Consider the following 15,027-nt stretch of genomic DNA (forward strand, 5'->3'; position numbering starts at 1 on the left):
AGACGACGACGATGCCCGCACCTCTGCGCCGCGCGGACGGAGAAGCGAACGGAGTGGCCATGAGCGACGTCGAGGAGTTCGAGGAGCGGCTGCGGACCGTGGCGCGCGAGCGCTATCACGACCGCCACCCCTTCAACATCCGGATGCACCAAGGTGAGTTGACCCCCGATGAGCTGCGCAGGTGGATCGCCAACCGCTTCCACTACCAGCGCTACATCCCCGTCAAGGACGCCCTGATCACCGCCAAGCTGGAGACCTCGGCGCTGCGCCGGATGTGGCTGCGGCGCATCCAGGACCACGACGGCGCGGCCGAGGGCGAGGGCGGGATCGAGCGGTGGCTCAGGCTCGGCGAGGCCGCGGGCCTCGACCGCACCCTGCTGCTGTCCGGCCGGAGCGTGCTGCCGGGGGTGCGGCTCGCCGTGGACGGCTACGTCAACTTCTGCCGGCTGCGCTCCCCGCTGGAGGCGGTCGCCGCCTCGCTCACCGAGCTGTCGGCCCCGGACATCATGCGCACCCGCATCGACGCCTTCGAGCGCCACTACCGGTGGATCGACGGCGACGGGCTCGCGTACTTCCGCACCCGCGAGACCCAGGGGCGCCAGGACAGCCGGGAGGCCCTGGACCTGGTGCTGTCCTGGGCGCGTACCGAGGACGACCGGGAGCGGGCCGTGGCGGCGCTCACCTTCAAATGCGATGTGCTCTGGTCGCTGCTGGACGCGATCGACCACGCCGACCCCAAGGAGGGGCCGTGACCGCCGACACGGCCAAGGAAACCGCCGACACGGCCAAAAAAGCCGACACGGCCAAAAAAGCCGACACGGCCAAAAAAGCCGACACCACCCCGGCCGCCACGCCCCCGTGGCGGCCCGCCCTCGAGCCCACGGTCCACCTCCGCCACGACCGGGTGCGCGACGGGGACCTGCTGGTGCTGCCCGAGCGGGTCGTGGTGCTGCGCGGCACCGCGGGCGAGATCCTGCGGCTGTGCGACGGCATCCGCGACGTGGACGCGATCGTCGCGGACCTGGCCGGGCGCTTCCCCGGCGCCCCCGTGGCCACCGAGGTCCCCGCCTTCCTGGGCCGACTGCGGCGGGAGGGCTGGCTGCGATGACCGGTGCGCCGCCCCCCTGGGCCATGCTGGCCGAGCTCACCCACGGCTGCCCGCTGCACTGCCCGTACTGCTCCAACCCGCTGGAGCTGGTCCGCCGCTCCCGGGAGCTGACCGGCGAGGAGTGGGCCGAGGTGATGCGGCAGGCCGGGGAGCTGGGCGTGGTGCACACCCATCTCTCGGGCGGGGAGCCGCTGCTGCGCACCGATCTGGAGACGATCACCGCGGCCGCCGAGTCCGCCGGGATCTACACCCAGCTGGTCACCAGCGGCGTCGGGCTGACGGCCGCGCGGCTGGCGGCGCTGGTGGACGCCGGGCTGCGCGGCGTCCAGCTGTCCGTCCAGCACTCTGACCCGGGCGCCTCCGACAGGATCGCCGGGCGCCGGTCCTTCGCCGCCAAGGAGCGGGCCGCCGCTCTGGTCCGGGACGCGGGGCTGCCACTGGGCCTCAACACCGTGCTGCACCGCGACAACCTCGACGCCCTCGACGACCTGGTGGAGCTGGGCGCCGCCTGGGGCGCCCAGCGGATCGAGCTGGCCAACACCCAGTTCTACGGCTGGGCCCTGCGCAACCGCACCGCGCTGCTGCCCACCCGCGAACAGCTGGCGCGGGCCCGCGACGCGGTCGAGCGGTGGCGGGAGCGGCTGGACGGCTCGATGGACCTGGTGTGGGTGGTCCCCGACTACTTCGAAGGGGTGGCCAAGCCCTGTATGGGCGGGTGGGGAGCGGTCTCGCTCACCGTGGCGCCCGACGGCACCGCGCTGCCCTGCCCGGCGGCGGCCACGATCCCCGGCCTGGACCCGCCGAACGTACGCGACCACCGGCTGGACTGGATCTGGAACCACTCCGGGGCCTTCAACCACTACCGCGGCGAGACCTGGATGAAGGAGCCCTGCCGCAGCTGTGCGCACCGCGCGGAGGACTTCGGCGGCTGCCGCTGCCAGGCGTACGCGCTGACCGGCGACGCCGCCGCCGCGGACCCGGCCTGTAGGCTCTCCCCGCACCACGGTCTGATCCGCGCGCTCGCCGGAGCCCCTGGGCCCGGGCCGGACGACACCGACGACGACACCGCCGCGGTGGGCCCGGGCTACGTCTACCGCAAACCCGGGCGGGGGTGAGCCGGCCCCGGGTTTGGCGCTGCCGCCCCCGCTTCCGTAAAGTTTCGCCGTTACCCACCCCACCACCACCCAGGGCACCGCCCTTGGAACGGGCTCAGCAGAAAGCGGCAGCGGCGAATGACGGTGACTGAAGAGGGCCGGGCCGAGCAGGCGGGCATCGACCCGGAGCGTCTGGCGACCTGCCTGAGCGTGCTCGAAGAGCTCGACCGGCTGCCGGTCGACCACCCCGACGCCATCGCGGTGCGCCGCGCCACCTCCGGCATCTACCGGACGGTCAAGCAGCGCAGGCGCCAGGAGCGCCGGGCCGCGAAGACGGCCCACGACAAGGCGGTCACCGAGGCCACGGCCACGGGCGCCGCCGACCGCATCGACGACGAGACGCTGGGCCTGGCCCTGACCAGCTCGGTGACCACCCCGATCGCGGGCATCCTGCAGCGGCCCCGGTCCTGCTACACCTGCAAGACCCGCTATGTCGAGGTCGACGCCTTCTACCACCAGCTCTGCCAGGACTGCGCCGCCAAGAACCGGGCCCGCCGCGACGCGCGCACCGATCTCACCGGGCGCCGGGCGCTGCTCACCGGCGGCCGGGCGAAGATCGGCATGTATATCGCGCTGCGGCTGCTGCGCGACGGTGCGCACACCACCATCACCACGCGCTTCCCGAACGACGCGATCCGCCGCTTCAAGGCCATGCCGGACAGCGGGGAGTGGCTGCACCGGCTGAAGATCGTCGGCATCGATCTGCGGGACCCGGCCCAGGTGATCGCGCTCGCCGACTCGGTGAGCGCGGCGGGCCCGCTGGACATCCTGATCAACAACGCCGCGCAGACGGTGCGCCGTACGCCCGCCGCGTACGCGGAGCTCATAGCGGGCGAATCGGCCGCGCTGCCCGCCGGGGAGCTGCCGGACTCCGCCGTTCTGGGTGCGTTCGGCAGTGGCGCGCAGGCGGCCCTGCCGGGGCCGGCGGCCGCGCGGGACAGTGCGCTGAGCCCACAGGACCTCACCGCCCTCGCCCTGACCAGCGGCTCCGCCTCACCCGCGCGGATCAAGGCGGGGACCGCGATCGACGCGGGCGGTCTTGTGCCCGACCTCGACGACACCAACACCTGGATCCAGCGGGTGCACGAGGTGGACCCCGTCGAACTGCTCGAAGTGCAGCTGTGCAATGAGACGGCGCCGTTCATCCTGGTCAGCCGGTTGCGCCCGGCGATGGCGGCCTCGCCCGCGCGGCGCAAGTACGTGGTGAACGTATCCGCCATGGAGGGCAAGTTCAGCCGCGGCTACAAGGGCGCGGGTCATCCGCACACCAATATGGCCAAGGCCGCCCTGAACATGCTGACCCGCACCAGCGCGCGTGAGATGTTCGAGGCCGACGGCATCCTGATGACCAGCGTCGACACCGGCTGGATCACCGACGAGCGCCCGCACCCCGACAAGATGCGGCTGGCGGCCGAGGGCTTCCACGCCCCGCTCGACCTCGTCGACGGCGCGGCCCGCGTCTACGACCCGATCGTGCGGGGCGAGGGCGGCGAGGACCTGTTCGGCTGCTTCCTGAAGGACTACGCCCCCACGGACTGGTAGGCGTACGGACCGGTAGGCGGTCAGTCGGCGCCCTCGACGATGCGGAAGTCCCGGTCCGCGCTGTCGCCCAGCACGGTCAGCGCTTTCTGGTAGTCCTCGCTGTCATGCGTGGCGACGGCCAGCTCGAAGCTGTCGAACTCGATGACGACCGTTCGCTCGGCCACCCCGGCCTCGTGCGCGACGACCTGTCCTCCGAGGGTGAGAAACCGTCCCTTGGCCTTCTCGACGACCGGGACGGCCAGCTTCACATAGGCGGCCGTCTTCGCGGGATCGGAGATCGAGCGGTAGGCGACGACCCAGTAGCCCTTGGACATGAGCGGACTCCTTCGGCTCGGCGGGAGGGGTCGGCAGAGAGGTGACACCGGGAGTGGTCGCAAGGGAGTGGTCACGTGGGCTGGAGGGCGCCCCGGACCTTCACAATCTACCGCTGCCCCGGATGCTCGGCGCGTCCGGAGACCGGGGCCACGTACACGCTCAAGCCGCCCGTGCCGGGCAGGGTGTGCCGGGTCCAGCCGCGGGCCCGCAGCGACGGCAGGCCGTGCCCGGGGGTGTGGCCGAATACCGCGGTCGGCTCATGGGCGGCCCGGCGCAGCAGCGCGGCCGCCGTGGTCGAGGTGTTGTTGCCGCTCACCTCGGCGGAGGCGCAGCCCGCCGCGTAGCCGATCGGCAGCGCGCGCGGGCCGGCCACCAGACACGGCGGCCGCAGCCCCAGCGCCCGCAGTCCGGCGGCCGCCCGCTGGTACCGCTCGGCGGTGGCGGCGGCCTGGCGCGTGGTGTCCGCGAGGACGGCGTACTGGCTGCCCAGCTGCAGCGCCAGTACGAGCCCGAGGGCGGCCGCGACCGGCACCGGCGAGCGCGCGGCCCGTACCGCGCGCGCCGCGAAGGCGGCCAGGGGCAGGGCGAGCAGTGCGTAGGCGGGCAGCAGGAAGCGGGGCGCCGAGTAGTCGATGAGCAGCAGATACGGCACGGCCATCGAGGCGGCGCACACCACCGGCAGCACGGTCGCGGACAGCGCCCGGCCACGCCCGGCGCGGTGGTCTCGTACGGCCACGGCGAGCGCGGTGGCGGCCAGCAGGGGCAGGGCGAGCCACCACAGCGTCAGCTCCGGATGGCGCAGCGGCACCTGGCACGGGCGGCACAGCAGCGGGCCGTTGAGGCTGCGCAGCGCGGTGCCCACGTTGAGCTGCGGCACCATCCCGCCCTCCGTGGCGCTTGAGGCACGCAGCCGCGCCCCGACGCCGCCGAACCGCGCGTACGCCTCGGCCACCCAGGGCGCCGCGCCCAGCGCGAGCCCGCCCAGCAGCGCGGGCAGTGCGGGCCGCCACCGGCGTACGCACACCGCGGCCGCCAGCAGTGGCAGCCCGAGCCAGCCGCCGTCCGGCATCCGCAGCAGCGTGACCCCGGCCACGGCGGCGGCCAGCCACCAGCGGCCGCGCGGCTCGGCCGGGGCCCGCAGAAACCAGCCGACGGCGGCCACCGCGCCGAGCGCCACCCACAGATTCGGCATCACCTGCGACCCGCTGATCTGGGTGATCCACAGCCCGGAGAACAACAGCGCGGCCAGCGCGCCGGTGCCCCGCCCCACCAGCGGCCCCCACACCCGGAAGACGGCATACAGCGCGACCGCCGACAGCAGGGCCAGGACCACCCGCAGCGCCCCGACCGAGGAGGTCGCGGCGACCACGGGCGCGACGAGATAGCTGATACCGCGGGACCGCGGCGCGCTGAAGAAGGCCGCGGGACGGTGCGGATCCACCTGGGAGGCGTAGACGCTCTCGTCCCACAGCAGCCCACCGCCCATATGCGGTACGACCATGGCCAGCTGCACCACGGCGTACACCGCCGCGACGACCGCGAGCCACGGCACCTCCCGCCGAGCCCGCGCCGCGCTCTGCGCGGCGACGGGCCGGCCCACCACCGTCGCGGTCACGGCTCGGCCCGCCCGTCGGCTTCCCACCGGGGCGCGGCGGCGTACGCGGCCACCGCCGCCGCGCCGCGTCGCGCGCGGGCCGCCATCGGGACGCGGCCGCCGCCCGCCGCCGGGCGCGCGGCCCCCCGCGCGCGCCCGGGCATGGGCGGACATGGGGTGGCGCCGGCTCCCGCGAGACCCACGTGGCCTCGTCGGCCTCGCGGGGCGGCGGGCGTTTCGCACCGCGTGGCGGGGCGCCCGGGGCCCCGCGCGATGCGCGTGCCGGGGTGGCGCGGCCAGGTGGCCGGGCGGCGGTCGGTGGGCGGGGTGGTCCGGGGGCCGGGACCGTTCCTCATGGGCGCTTGGCGCCCGTCGCGGGGGTCGCGGGGGCCGGGCGGTGCGAGTGGGTCGCGCGGCGGGCCGCGGTGAGCCAGCGGCGCGCCACCCGCCCCGCGCGGCGGCGCGCGGCTGCCCGGCCGCGCTCCCAGCCGCGGGAGAGGCGGCTCGCCGCCAGGTCCTCGAAAAGGCGCTCGTAGCGCAGGGCGATCGGCTCGGGGTCGTAGGCCTCCGCGCTCTCCAGGGCCGCTGTGCCCATGGCCCGGCGGGCCGGGGCGTCGGCGATGAGGTCCAGGAGCGCGGCGGCGAGGGCGTCCTTGTCGCCGGTGGGGACGAGCCGGCCGGTGACCCCGTCCTGGATGATCTCCGCGGGGCCGAGCGGGCAGTTGGTGCTGACCACGGGGACGCCGCAGCGCATCGCCTCGACGATCGTCATGCCGAAGGACTCGGCGTCCGAGGCGACCGCGACGAGCGACGCCTTGGCGAACTCCGCCTCGATCGGCGAGTGCGGCCCCATCAGCCGTGCGCTTTCCGCCAGGCCGAGCCCGTCGATGAGGGCTTGCAGCCGTTCCTCCTCGGCGCCCCCGCCGTAGATCCGCAGCCGCCAGTCGGGGTGCTTGTCCGCGACCGCCGAGAACGCGTCTATCAGCAGGTCGAAGCGCTTGCCGCGGACCAGCCGGCCGGCCGCGGCGATGACCGGGGCGGTGCCGTCCGAGGGGGCGACCGGGGGCCGGGGGACGCTGTTGGGGACGGCGAGGGTCCGTACGCCCGGCAGGGGCATCTTCGCCCGGTAGACCGCCGCGTCCGCCTCGGTCGTCGTGACGACGGCGTCGAGCGTGCGGTAGTGGCGGGCGAGCTCGGTCCGCAGGGCCTTGCTGTGCGCGTCGTGCCGCAGATGCTCCTGGGCGATACGCAGCGCGTGGCGCGGGGCGAACCGGGCTATGTAGACGTTCGCGCCGGGGCGGGTGCCCACGATCACATCGGCGTCGCTGGTGCGCAGATACTCCGCGACCCGCTCGTCGTGCAGCCGGCTGTACTGGCGGTACCGCTTCTCGGCTGAGGGAAAGTCCCGGGCGGGCTCGCCGAGCCGCGGGTCGTGCGCGTCGAGGCCGCTCGGACGCGTGTCGACCAGCGGGACGAGCCGCACCCGGGGGTCCACGGTGAAGCGCGGCGTCTCACGGTGCCGCTGCATCGAGGCGATCTCCACATCGTGCCGCTCGGCCAGGGCGGCCGCCAGGTTCAGCGTGGTCCTGATCGTCCCGCCGATCGCGTACACGTTGTGGAGCAGGAATGCGATCTTCATGTGGTGTCTTTCCGGCCGGTGACAACACCGGGGAGAGCCCCCCCCGGATCGTTGTGAACACCATGGCGGGGCACGGTAAGCCGGCCGCGAGAACAAGGTGAGAGCAGGGTAAGAAGCCAGGCGGAGCCGCAGCCGGGGAGGGCTCCACGGCGCCCGCACCCCGTCCGGCTTGGCAGACTCGGGGTGTGACGACGTACAACACCGTGCTGCTCGCCGAGGACGACCGGGCCATCCGCCACGCCTTGGAGCGCGCCCTGACGCTGGAGGGCTACCAGGTCACCGCCGTGCCCGACGGCATCGAGGCGGTGGCCGCCGCCCACCGTGAGCAGCCGGATGTGATCGTGCTGGACGTGATGATGCCGGGCCTGGACGGGCTGCAGGTGTGCCGGGTGCTGCGCGCGGAAGGGGACCGTACGCCGATCCTCATGCTGACCGCCCGGGTGGAGACGGCCGACCGGATCGCGGGGCTCGACGCGGGCGCGGACGACTACGTGGCCAAGCCGTTCGACGTGGACGAGGTCTTCGCCCGGCTGCGCGCCCTGCTGCGCCGCGCCGCCCCCTGGGCGGGCGAGGAGGAGACCGGGCCGGGCGACGGCATGGAGGAGGTGGCGGATCTGCGCCTCGATTCCTCGGCCCGGCGGGTCTGGCGGGCGGGGGCGGAGCTGGAGCTCACCCGCACCGAGTTCGACCTGCTGGAGCTGCTGGTGCGCAACAGCGGCATCGTGCTGGACCACACCACGATCTACGACCGGATATGGGGTTATGACTTCGGCCCCGGATCGAAGAACCTCGCCGTCTACATCGGCTATCTGCGGCGCAAGGTGGACCAGCCCGGGCTGGTCCCGCTGATCCACACCGTACGGGGCGTCGGCTACACCCTCAGGGGGGTCTGACCGTGCCGCTTCCGCGCCCGCGGCGCCCCAGATCCAGTCTGCGCGTCACCTTCGCGGTCTCCTTCGCGGCGGTGGCGGCCGTCGTCACCCTCCTGGTCGGCTTCCTCAGCTACGACGCGGCGGCCGGGCTGGTCCGGGTCGACCAGCAGTCCGTCTTCAGCGAGGTCATCCACGATCTGCGGAACCAGGTGCGGCAGCAGCCGCTCGGCTACAAGGACTTCGTCTCCTCCGACCCCGACCACGACGGCCCGAGCGACGATCTGCGCCGCCCGACCCGTACCGACGTCCAGATACTGCGCCCCACGGGCGCCGTCGCCGATGCCGGGAGCCCCGCCCTGCCGGTGGCCGCCGCCGAGCGCCGGATGGCGGCGTCCCGTACGGCGGGCCTGGTGTCGCGGCGGGACGTCGAGATCGGCGAGGAGCAGTTCCGGATGGCCACGGTCTCGCTCGGCGACGGCCGGGGCGCGGTGCAGGTCGCCCAGCAGTCCAGCGATATCGAGGATCTGCTGCGGGAGCTCCAGAAGCGCACCGCGCTGTTCGTCGGCGCGGCCATCGTCGCGGCCGGGCTGGTCGGGTGGTGGCTGGCCGGGCGGATCACCAGGCGGCTGGTGCGGCTGACCGGGGTCGCCGAGAGCGTGGCGGCCACCGGGCGGATGGATGTGGCGGTGCCGCTCGCCGGGGCGGACGAGGTGGGCCGGCTGGGGCGGGCCTTCGACGGCATGCTCGGACGGCTCGCGCGCTCCAAGGACGACCAGCGGCGGCTGGTCCAGGACGCCGGGCACGAACTGCGCACCCCGCTCACCTCGCTGCGCACCAACATCTCGCTGCTGCGCCGCTTCGAGGAGCTGCCGCCGGCGGCGCGCGAGGAGCTGCTGGCCGACCTCGCGGGGGAGACCCGGGAGCTGACCGACCTGGTCAACGAGGTGGTGAGCCTGGCGGCAGGACAGGGCGACGACGAGCCGCGGGTGGCCACGTCGCTCGGCGAGGTGGCCCACCGGGCCGCCGGTCTCGCCCGCCGCCGCACCGGCCGGGAGATCACCGTGACCGCGGACGACACGGTCCTGGAGGGCCGCCCGGCGGCCCTCCAGCGGGCCATCACCAATCTGGTGGAGAACGCGGCCAAGTTCGACCAGGCGGGCACCGCGCCCATCGAGGTGGTTGTCAGGGGCGGCCGGGTGGCGGTCCTCGACCGAGGGCCGGGCGTGGCCGACGAGGACCGCCACCGGGTCTTCGACCGCTTCTACCGCGCGGCCGGGGCGCGCAGCCTGCCCGGCTCCGGCCTCGGCCTGGCCATCGTCCGGGAGGTGGCCGCCGCACACGGCGGTACGGTCTTCGCCGAGCGGCGGCCGGGCGGCGGCGCGGTGATGGGCTTCACGGTCACCGACGCCGCGCCCATCGCATGAGCACCAGGGACCTCAGGGCTTACGGGCCACGCCCGCCCAGAAGGAGACCTCCTCATCGGTGACCGTGACCGGGCCGTCGGGCCACCATCGGTGCGGCGGCACGATGCCCGGCTCGACGAGCTCCAGACCATGAAAAAACTTCTCGATCTCGCTCTTGGTGCGCAGCTGGGCCTCGATACCGCCCTTGCGGTAGATCGCGACCGCCGCGTCCACACTCGCCTGGTCGAAGTCCGGCGAGCTGTGGCTGATCTCGAGATAGCTGCCCGAGGGCAGCGCGTCCATCAGCCGCTCCACGATCTCGTACGTTCCGTACTTGTCGGGGATGAAGTGCAGCGTCGCGTTGATCGACAGCGCCACGGGCTCGCTCAGATCGAGCGTTTCCAGCAGCTCCGGCGAGTCCAGGATGGACTCGGGCTCGCGGACGTCGGCCTGGATGTAGGCGGTGCGCCCCTCGGGGGTGCCGTGCAGCAGGGCCTGGGCGTAGGCGAGCACGATCGGGTCGTTGTCGGCGTAGACCACCCGGGCCTCGGGGGCGATGCTCTGGGCGACCTGGTGGAGGTTGGGCTCGGTGGGAATGGCGGTGCCGATGTCCAGGAACTGCCGGATTCCCGCCTCGCTCGTCAGCCAGCGGGTCGCCCGGTGCATGAAGGCACGGTTGCTCCGGGCGCACGGGATGATGCCCGGATAGACCTCCATCACCTTGCGGGCGGCTTCCTCGTCGACCCGGTAGTGGTCCTTGCCGCCGAGGTAGTAGTCGTACATCCGGGCCGAATGCGGCTTCGTGGTGTCGATGTGCTTGGTGTTCTCGGCACTCATGGCTTACGCGCCACCCCGACCCAGAACGAGACGTCGGCGCTGTCGAGCGCGGGGGGCTCACCGTCGGGGCGCCATAGATGCGGTTCCTGCACGCCCGGTTCGATGAGCTCCAGGCCCTCGAAGAACACCTCGACCTGGCTCCTGCTGCGTACCTTGGCGGGGATGCCGCCCCGGTGGTAGATCTCGATGACGTTCTCCCAGGTCTCCGGATCGAAGTCCGGGGTGCAGTGGGTCAGGATCAGATAGCTGCCCGAGGGCAGGGGTTCGACCAGTTGCCGGACGAGTTCGTACGGCTTGTCCTCGTCCGGGATGAAGTGGAACAGCGCGTTGAGCGAGAGCGCGACCGGCTTGCTCAGGTCCAGCGTCTCGTGCAGCTCGGGGGCGCCCAAGATGCGCTCAGGGTCGCGCACATCCGCCTGGATGTAGGCGGTGCGTCCCTCGGGGGTGCCGGTCAGCAGGGCCTGGGCGTACGCCAGCACGATCGGGTCGTGGTCGGCGTAGACCACCCGGGCGTCGGGGGCCACGGATTGGGCGACCTGGTGGAGGTTGGGCTCGGTGGGGATGCCGGTGCCGATGTCCAGGAACTGCCGGATCCCCGCCTCGCGCGCCAGCCAGCGCGTCGCCCGGTGCATGAACGAACGGTTCTCCCGGGCGCATGTCTTGACGCCCGGGAAGACCGCCATGACATGGGCGGCGGCTTCCTCGTCGACCTGATAGTGGTCCTTGCCGCCGAGGTAGTAGTCGTACATCCGGGCCGAATGTGGCTTCGTGGTGTCGAATTGCAGGGGGCTCATGGTTTGCGTGCCACCCCTGCCCACATGGATATGTCCGCGCTGCGGATGTCCTCGGGGCGCTCGCCGGGATCGGGCTGCCAACGGTGCGGTTCCGAGACGCCGGGGTCGACGAGCTCCATGCCCTCGAAGAAGCCCGCGACCTCGTCCTTGGAGCGCGTGATGAAGGGAATCCCGTTCTCCTTGTAGACCTCGATGACGTTCCGCCAGGTCTCCGCGGAGAAGTCGTGGGTGGAGTGCGACATCATCAGGTAGCTGCCCGAGGGGAGTCCGTCCATCAGCTCGCGGACGATCTCGTACGGCTTCGCCTCGTCCGGGATGAAGTGGAAGAGCGCGTTCAAGGACATGGCCACCGGCTTGTCCAGGTCCAGCGTCTCCAGCAGCTCGGGAGCCGTGATGATCTTCTGGGGCTCGCGGACATCGGCCTCGACATAGGCGGTACGCCCTTCCGGCGTGCCGGTCAGCAGGGCCTGGGCGTACACCAGCACGATCGGGTCGTTGTCGGTGTAGACGACCCGCGCCTCGGGGGCCACGGACTGGGCGACCTGGTGGAGGTTGGGCTCGGTGGGGATGCCGGTGCCGATGTCCAGGAACTGCCGGATCCCCGCCTCGCGCGCCAGCCAGCGCGTCGCCCGGTGGATGAAGCCACGGTTGACGCGGGCGTTGAGCTTGACGGTCGGATGGACGGCCAGGACCTTGGCGGCGGCCTGCGCGTCCACCTCGTAGTGGTCCTTGCCGTCGAGGTAGTAGTCGTACATCCGGGCCGAATGCGGTTTGGTGGTGTCGATCCGGCCGACGCCGCTCTGCTCGGTCATGCGGCCCTCCAGTCTGTTGCGGTACCCGCCGGGGTGGTCAGGTTCGGTTCGGTACGGGTGGTGAGAAGGAAGTCCGCGGCGCCGGCCTTGGCGCCCTGGATGAACTTCTCGATCTCAAGAGGCGTGTAGATCAGCGCGGGGCCGTCGGGGTCGGTCGACTGGCGCAGTGCCACGCGACCGTCGCTCAGCTTGAGGACCTCGACGCAAGCGCCGCCGTTGGGGCCGCTCCAGGGCTTGCGCCAGCCTTCCGCACCGAGGTGCTTGGCCGGCATACCGTTGTAAATGTGATCCACCTGGTCCACGGTCAGAGCTCCTTGCGAATCTCACGGAGGAAGGCCTCCGTGCGTCGCGCCGGGGTGGCCTGGGTGCCCATTCGGTCAAGGGCCTCCAAGTAGGCGGCCACATCAGCGCGTTCGTCGAGATAAGCGGCGCCGGTCAGCCCCTCGGTATAGACGATGTCCGGCAGTTCCGGGATATGGAACCGGAAGAGCTGGAACGGTCCGCCCATGCCCGGATGGGGTCCGGCGGTGAACGGCACCACCTGCAGGGTGACGTTCGGCATCTGGATCGCCTCGATGAGGCGGTCGATCTGCGCGCGCATGATGTCCGGTCCGCCGACGGGCAGGCGGAACACCGGCTCGTCCATGACGACCCAAAGGTGAGGTCCGTCGGGTCGGGTGAGCAGTTCTTGACGCTCCATCCGCAGGGCGACCCGTCGATCGAGCTCCTTGGTGTCGGCCTGCGGGAATCCGATGGTCAGCAGCGCTCGTGCATAGGCTTCGGTCTGCAGCAGTCCGGGGATGAAGTGGGGTTCGTAGGAGCGGATACGGCTTGCCGCGCCCTCGAGGCTCACATAGAGGCTGAACCAGTCCGGCAGCACATCGCGGAAGCGGTGCCACCAGCCGGGTCTGTTGGCGTCCTCGGCCAGGGAGAGGAAGGCGTCGATCTCCTCCTCTTCGGCTCCGTAGGTCTGCAGCAGCTTCTCGACGTACGGGAGCTTCAGGCCGACTTCGGCCTTCTCCATCCTGCGCACCGTCGTCTGGTTGACGTGCAGCGCTCTGGCGGCCTGGTCGTAACTGACGCCGGCTTTCTCGCGTAGATCCCTCAGGCGCATGCCGAGGACCATCTGCCCGACAGTCGGGGCAGATCGCGCTTCACCCACGCCTTACCTCCTCGGACGGTCTCGTGGGCCTCAGTGTGCCATGCTCGGGATGAACCCGAACAGAGTGCTCTGGCTATTCTGCATTTTGCAGAACGCCGCTTGCCAACTGACGCTTACAGCACCGATAGTGATGGGGTGACTGGGCCCAATGTGGTTGACGCGTCGCCGACTTGCGGCATGCGAACCCCCCCACCGTTGGACGGAAGGCGAACGGCCATGGCACTGCCTCAACGCATGACGATGGCCCGCCCCATGCCCCTCGGCGGGCCCCTCGGTGGGCCCTTCAGCGGGCTCGGCACCGGCGTCCGACAGGAGAGGTTCCAGCTGCCCGCGCAGGGCGCGTCCGTGGCCGCGGCCCGCCGCCGGGTCCGCTCCCGGGTGCCGGTGTGGGGCTTCTGTGAGGACACCTGCGACGCCGCGGAGCTGGTGATGTCCGAGCTGTTCACCAACGCCCTCGTGCACACCGGCAGCGAACAGATCCTCTGCGTCCTGCGCGCGGAGGAGCCGCGCACCCTGTACGTCGAGGTGGCCGACCAGGGCGGCGGCTCGGCCGGACCGGCCCCGCGCCAGGCGGGCGCGGAGGACGAGGGTGGACGGGGGCTCGCGCTGGTGCGGGCCATGGCCGCGGCGTGGGGGGACCGGCCGGGGCTGAACGGCGGCCGGGTGGTGTGGGCGCAGCTCAGCGGGGTGCTCTAACACCGCGCGGCGGGCGTGCCCGACCGTACCCGCCCGGTGCCAGGAGCTCGGGATGATCCACAAAAGCGGCAGCCAGGGATGATCCATAAGACACGGCCTAACATGGCCGGATGTCCGCCGTTCCACGTCGCCGCCTTCTGACGCTGGCGGCCGGCGCCCTTGCGACCGGCGCCCTCCAGGGGTGTTCCGCCGATGGCCCGTCCGGCCGGGTCCGGCTGGCCACGGGGCCGCGGGGCGGCCCGTACGCGATCTTCGGCAGTCGGCTGGCCGACGAGGTGCACCGGGCCCACGACCAACTCGCGGTGCGCGTGCTGACCACCGCGGCGAGCGTGGAGAATCTGCACATGCTGGCCGACGGGCGGGCCGATCTGGCCCTGTCCCTCGCGGACAGCGCGGCCGACGCCACCGCGGGCCGCGGCCTCTTCCAGCGGCCGGAACCGGTCGCCGCGCTCGCCCGGCTGTATCTCAACTATCTGCATCTCGTCGTGCCCGCCGACTCGCCGATCAAGGAGCCGGGCCAACTGGCCGGGCGTACGGTCTCCCTCGGCGCCGCCGAGTCCGGCACCTCGGTGACCGCCGGCCGGGTGCTCGCCGCCGCGGGCGTACGCCGCGTCCGCTCCGTACAGCTGGGACTCGGCGAGTCCATCGCGGCGCTGACCGGGCGGGAGGTGGCCGCGTTCTTCTGGTCGGGCGGCGCGCCGACCCGGGCGATAGCGCAACTGGCCCGGCGCCGGCCCGTACGCCTGGTGCCGCTCGGCGGCCTCGCCCCGGCGCTGCGCCGCGAGCACGGCCCCGTCTACGAGAGCGTGTCGATCCCCGCGGGCGTCTACGGCCTGAACGCACCGACCCCGACCGTCGCCACCCCCAGCTATCTGGTCTGCCGCACCGACCTCGCGGCGGATACGGCGCGCGCCGTCACCGGCGTCCTCTTCGAGGCCCGCGCCCGCCTCCCCGTCCCCGACGCCCCCGGCAGCCGGCTCGACGAGCGGTACGCGATCGGCACGGGGACGGTGCCGCTGCACCGGGGGGCGGCGGCGTACTACCGCGCGGTGTACGGCTGAGTGCTCCGCGCGGTACCGCCAGGTCCTGTCGTCAAAGG

17 protein-coding genes are annotated in these 15,027 nt (G+C 72.5%); 8 read left to right on the forward strand and 9 right to left on the reverse strand.

Translation table 11 applies throughout. From position 1 onward, the window contains the following. Positions 1 to 59 precede the first annotated feature (59 nt). From pqqC to ACH4U7_RS09645, 4 genes are all read left to right on the forward strand, one after another. A complete protein-coding gene (gene pqqC, locus ACH4U7_RS09630; protein ID WP_398527512.1) occupies positions 60 to 752 on the forward strand; it encodes a pyrroloquinoline-quinone synthase PqqC in 693 nt (230 codons plus the stop codon). Then, positions 749 to 1,108 carry a pyrroloquinoline quinone biosynthesis peptide chaperone PqqD gene (gene pqqD / locus ACH4U7_RS09635; protein ID WP_398527402.1) on the forward strand — a complete coding sequence of 120 codons (360 nt, stop codon included), beginning with the start codon at positions 749 to 751 and terminating at the stop codon, positions 1,106 to 1,108. The genes pqqC and pqqD overlap by 4 nt, the downstream gene beginning before the upstream one ends. Then, complete coding sequence (pqqE, locus tag ACH4U7_RS09640; RefSeq protein ID WP_398527403.1) at positions 1,105 to 2,223, forward strand: pyrroloquinoline quinone biosynthesis protein PqqE; 1,119 nt, start codon at positions 1,105 to 1,107, stop codon at positions 2,221 to 2,223. The genes pqqD and pqqE overlap by 4 nt, the downstream gene beginning before the upstream one ends. A gap of 117 nt (positions 2,224 to 2,340) precedes the next feature. Next, the gene (locus ACH4U7_RS09645) at positions 2,341 to 3,804 is read left to right on the forward strand and encodes an SDR family NAD(P)-dependent oxidoreductase (RefSeq protein WP_398527404.1); all 1,464 of its coding nucleotides are present in this window, start codon (positions 2,341 to 2,343) and stop codon (positions 3,802 to 3,804) included. A 20-nt stretch (positions 3,805 to 3,824) separates the two neighbouring features. Here ACH4U7_RS09645 and ACH4U7_RS09650 read toward each other — a convergent pair whose 3' ends face one another. The 4 genes from ACH4U7_RS09650 to ACH4U7_RS09665 all read right to left on the reverse strand — a co-directional run bounded on the left by ACH4U7_RS09650 (position 3,825) and on the right by ACH4U7_RS09665 (position 7,352). After that, positions 3,825 to 4,118 carry a DUF1330 domain-containing protein gene (locus ACH4U7_RS09650; protein WP_398527405.1) on the reverse strand — a complete coding sequence of 98 codons (294 nt, stop codon included), beginning with the start codon at positions 4,116 to 4,118 and terminating at the stop codon, positions 3,825 to 3,827. 107 nt (positions 4,119 to 4,225) lie between these two features. Further along, positions 4,226 to 5,734: an ArnT family glycosyltransferase gene (locus ACH4U7_RS09655; protein WP_398527406.1), complete on the reverse strand. Its 1,509-nt coding sequence runs from the start codon at positions 5,732 to 5,734 to the stop codon at positions 4,226 to 4,228. Beyond that, positions 5,731 to 5,877 carry a hypothetical protein gene (locus ACH4U7_RS09660; RefSeq protein WP_398527407.1) on the reverse strand — a complete coding sequence of 49 codons (147 nt, stop codon included), beginning with the start codon at positions 5,875 to 5,877 and terminating at the stop codon, positions 5,731 to 5,733. Before ACH4U7_RS09660 ends, ACH4U7_RS09655 begins: the two co-directional genes overlap by 4 nt. A gap of 188 nt (positions 5,878 to 6,065) precedes the next feature. Further along, a complete protein-coding gene (locus ACH4U7_RS09665; RefSeq protein WP_398527408.1) occupies positions 6,066 to 7,352 on the reverse strand; it encodes a glycosyltransferase family 4 protein in 1,287 nt (428 codons plus the stop codon). Positions 7,353 to 7,537: 185 nt separating this feature from the next. On the opposite strand from ACH4U7_RS09665, the gene ACH4U7_RS09670 reads away from it, so the two are divergent. Both ACH4U7_RS09670 and ACH4U7_RS09675 read left to right on the forward strand, forming a co-directional pair. Further along, positions 7,538 to 8,245, forward strand: coding sequence for a response regulator transcription factor (locus tag ACH4U7_RS09670; protein ID WP_398527409.1), 708 nt, complete (start codon positions 7,538 to 7,540; stop codon positions 8,243 to 8,245). 2 nt (positions 8,246 to 8,247) lie between these two features. Then, positions 8,248 to 9,648, forward strand: coding sequence for an ATP-binding protein (locus tag ACH4U7_RS09675; RefSeq protein WP_398527410.1), 1,401 nt, complete (start codon positions 8,248 to 8,250; stop codon positions 9,646 to 9,648). Positions 9,649 to 9,660: 12 nt separating this feature from the next. Here the strand turns inward: ACH4U7_RS09675 and ACH4U7_RS09680 are convergent, their stop codons facing one another. From ACH4U7_RS09680 to ACH4U7_RS09700, 5 genes are read right to left on the reverse strand one after another with little or no spacing between them, the layout of a single operon-like run. Beyond that, positions 9,661 to 10,464 (reverse strand): SAM-dependent methyltransferase, encoded by an 804-nt coding sequence (locus ACH4U7_RS09680; protein ID WP_398527411.1) that lies wholly within the window; start codon positions 10,462 to 10,464, stop codon positions 9,661 to 9,663. Next, entirely contained in the window at positions 10,461 to 11,258 is a 798-nt protein-coding gene (locus tag ACH4U7_RS09685; protein ID WP_398527412.1) for an SAM-dependent methyltransferase, read from the reverse strand. Before ACH4U7_RS09685 ends, ACH4U7_RS09680 begins: the two co-directional genes overlap by 4 nt. Beyond that, positions 11,255 to 12,070: an SAM-dependent methyltransferase gene (locus ACH4U7_RS09690; protein WP_398527413.1), complete on the reverse strand. Its 816-nt coding sequence runs from the start codon at positions 12,068 to 12,070 to the stop codon at positions 11,255 to 11,257. Before ACH4U7_RS09690 ends, ACH4U7_RS09685 begins: the two co-directional genes overlap by 4 nt. After that, positions 12,067 to 12,342 carry a DUF397 domain-containing protein gene (locus ACH4U7_RS09695; protein ID WP_398527513.1) on the reverse strand — a complete coding sequence of 92 codons (276 nt, stop codon included), beginning with the start codon at positions 12,340 to 12,342 and terminating at the stop codon, positions 12,067 to 12,069. Before ACH4U7_RS09695 ends, ACH4U7_RS09690 begins: the two co-directional genes overlap by 4 nt. 32 nt (positions 12,343 to 12,374) lie before the next feature. Beyond that, a complete protein-coding gene (locus ACH4U7_RS09700; RefSeq protein ID WP_398527414.1) occupies positions 12,375 to 13,232 on the reverse strand; it encodes a helix-turn-helix domain-containing protein in 858 nt (285 codons plus the stop codon). Positions 13,233 to 13,448: 216 nt separating this feature from the next. Between ACH4U7_RS09700 and ACH4U7_RS09705 the strand changes: the two genes are divergently transcribed. Together ACH4U7_RS09705 and ACH4U7_RS09710 are read left to right on the forward strand one after the other, a co-directional pair. Beyond that, positions 13,449 to 13,928: an ATP-binding protein gene (locus ACH4U7_RS09705; RefSeq protein WP_398527415.1), complete on the forward strand. Its 480-nt coding sequence runs from the start codon at positions 13,449 to 13,451 to the stop codon at positions 13,926 to 13,928. Positions 13,929 to 14,038: 110 nt separating this feature from the next. Next, positions 14,039 to 14,989, forward strand: coding sequence for a TAXI family TRAP transporter solute-binding subunit (locus ACH4U7_RS09710; RefSeq protein WP_398527416.1), 951 nt, complete (start codon positions 14,039 to 14,041; stop codon positions 14,987 to 14,989). The last annotated feature ends 38 nt before the right edge of the window (positions 14,990 to 15,027 follow it).

This window comes from Streptomyces sp. NPDC020845 (genome assembly GCF_044334165.1).
Lineage (GTDB): Bacteria > Actinomycetota > Actinomycetes > Streptomycetales > Streptomycetaceae > Streptomyces.

What these genes read in the sequence shown, in the direction of transcription:
- ACH4U7_RS09660 (WP_398527407.1), bottom strand. Translation starts at nt 5,877, where the DNA reads ATGCCCGGGCGCGCGCGGGGGGCCGCGCGCCCGGCGGCGGGCGGCGGC.
- pqqE (WP_398527403.1), top strand. Translation starts at nt 1,105, where the DNA reads ATGACCGGTGCGCCGCCCCCCTGGGCCATGCTGGCCGAGCTCACCCAC.
- ACH4U7_RS09690 (WP_398527413.1), bottom strand. Translation starts at nt 12,070, where the DNA reads ATGACCGAGCAGAGCGGCGTCGGCCGGATCGACACCACCAAACCGCAT.
- ACH4U7_RS09705 (WP_398527415.1), top strand. Translation starts at nt 13,449, where the DNA reads ATGGCACTGCCTCAACGCATGACGATGGCCCGCCCCATGCCCCTCGGC.
- ACH4U7_RS09710 (WP_398527416.1), top strand. Translation starts at nt 14,039, where the DNA reads ATGTCCGCCGTTCCACGTCGCCGCCTTCTGACGCTGGCGGCCGGCGCC.
- ACH4U7_RS09685 (WP_398527412.1), bottom strand. Translation starts at nt 11,258, where the DNA reads ATGAGCCCCCTGCAATTCGACACCACGAAGCCACATTCGGCCCGGATG.
- ACH4U7_RS09695 (WP_398527513.1), bottom strand. Translation starts at nt 12,342, where the DNA reads ATGCCGGCCAAGCACCTCGGTGCGGAAGGCTGGCGCAAGCCCTGGAGC.
- ACH4U7_RS09650 (WP_398527405.1), bottom strand. Translation starts at nt 4,118, where the DNA reads ATGTCCAAGGGCTACTGGGTCGTCGCCTACCGCTCGATCTCCGATCCC.
- ACH4U7_RS09680 (WP_398527411.1), bottom strand. Translation starts at nt 10,464, where the DNA reads ATGAGTGCCGAGAACACCAAGCACATCGACACCACGAAGCCGCATTCG.
- ACH4U7_RS09645 (WP_398527404.1), top strand. Translation starts at nt 2,341, where the DNA reads ATGACGGTGACTGAAGAGGGCCGGGCCGAGCAGGCGGGCATCGACCCG.
- ACH4U7_RS09665 (WP_398527408.1), bottom strand. Translation starts at nt 7,352, where the DNA reads ATGAAGATCGCATTCCTGCTCCACAACGTGTACGCGATCGGCGGGACG.
- pqqC (WP_398527512.1), top strand. Translation starts at nt 60, where the DNA reads ATGAGCGACGTCGAGGAGTTCGAGGAGCGGCTGCGGACCGTGGCGCGC.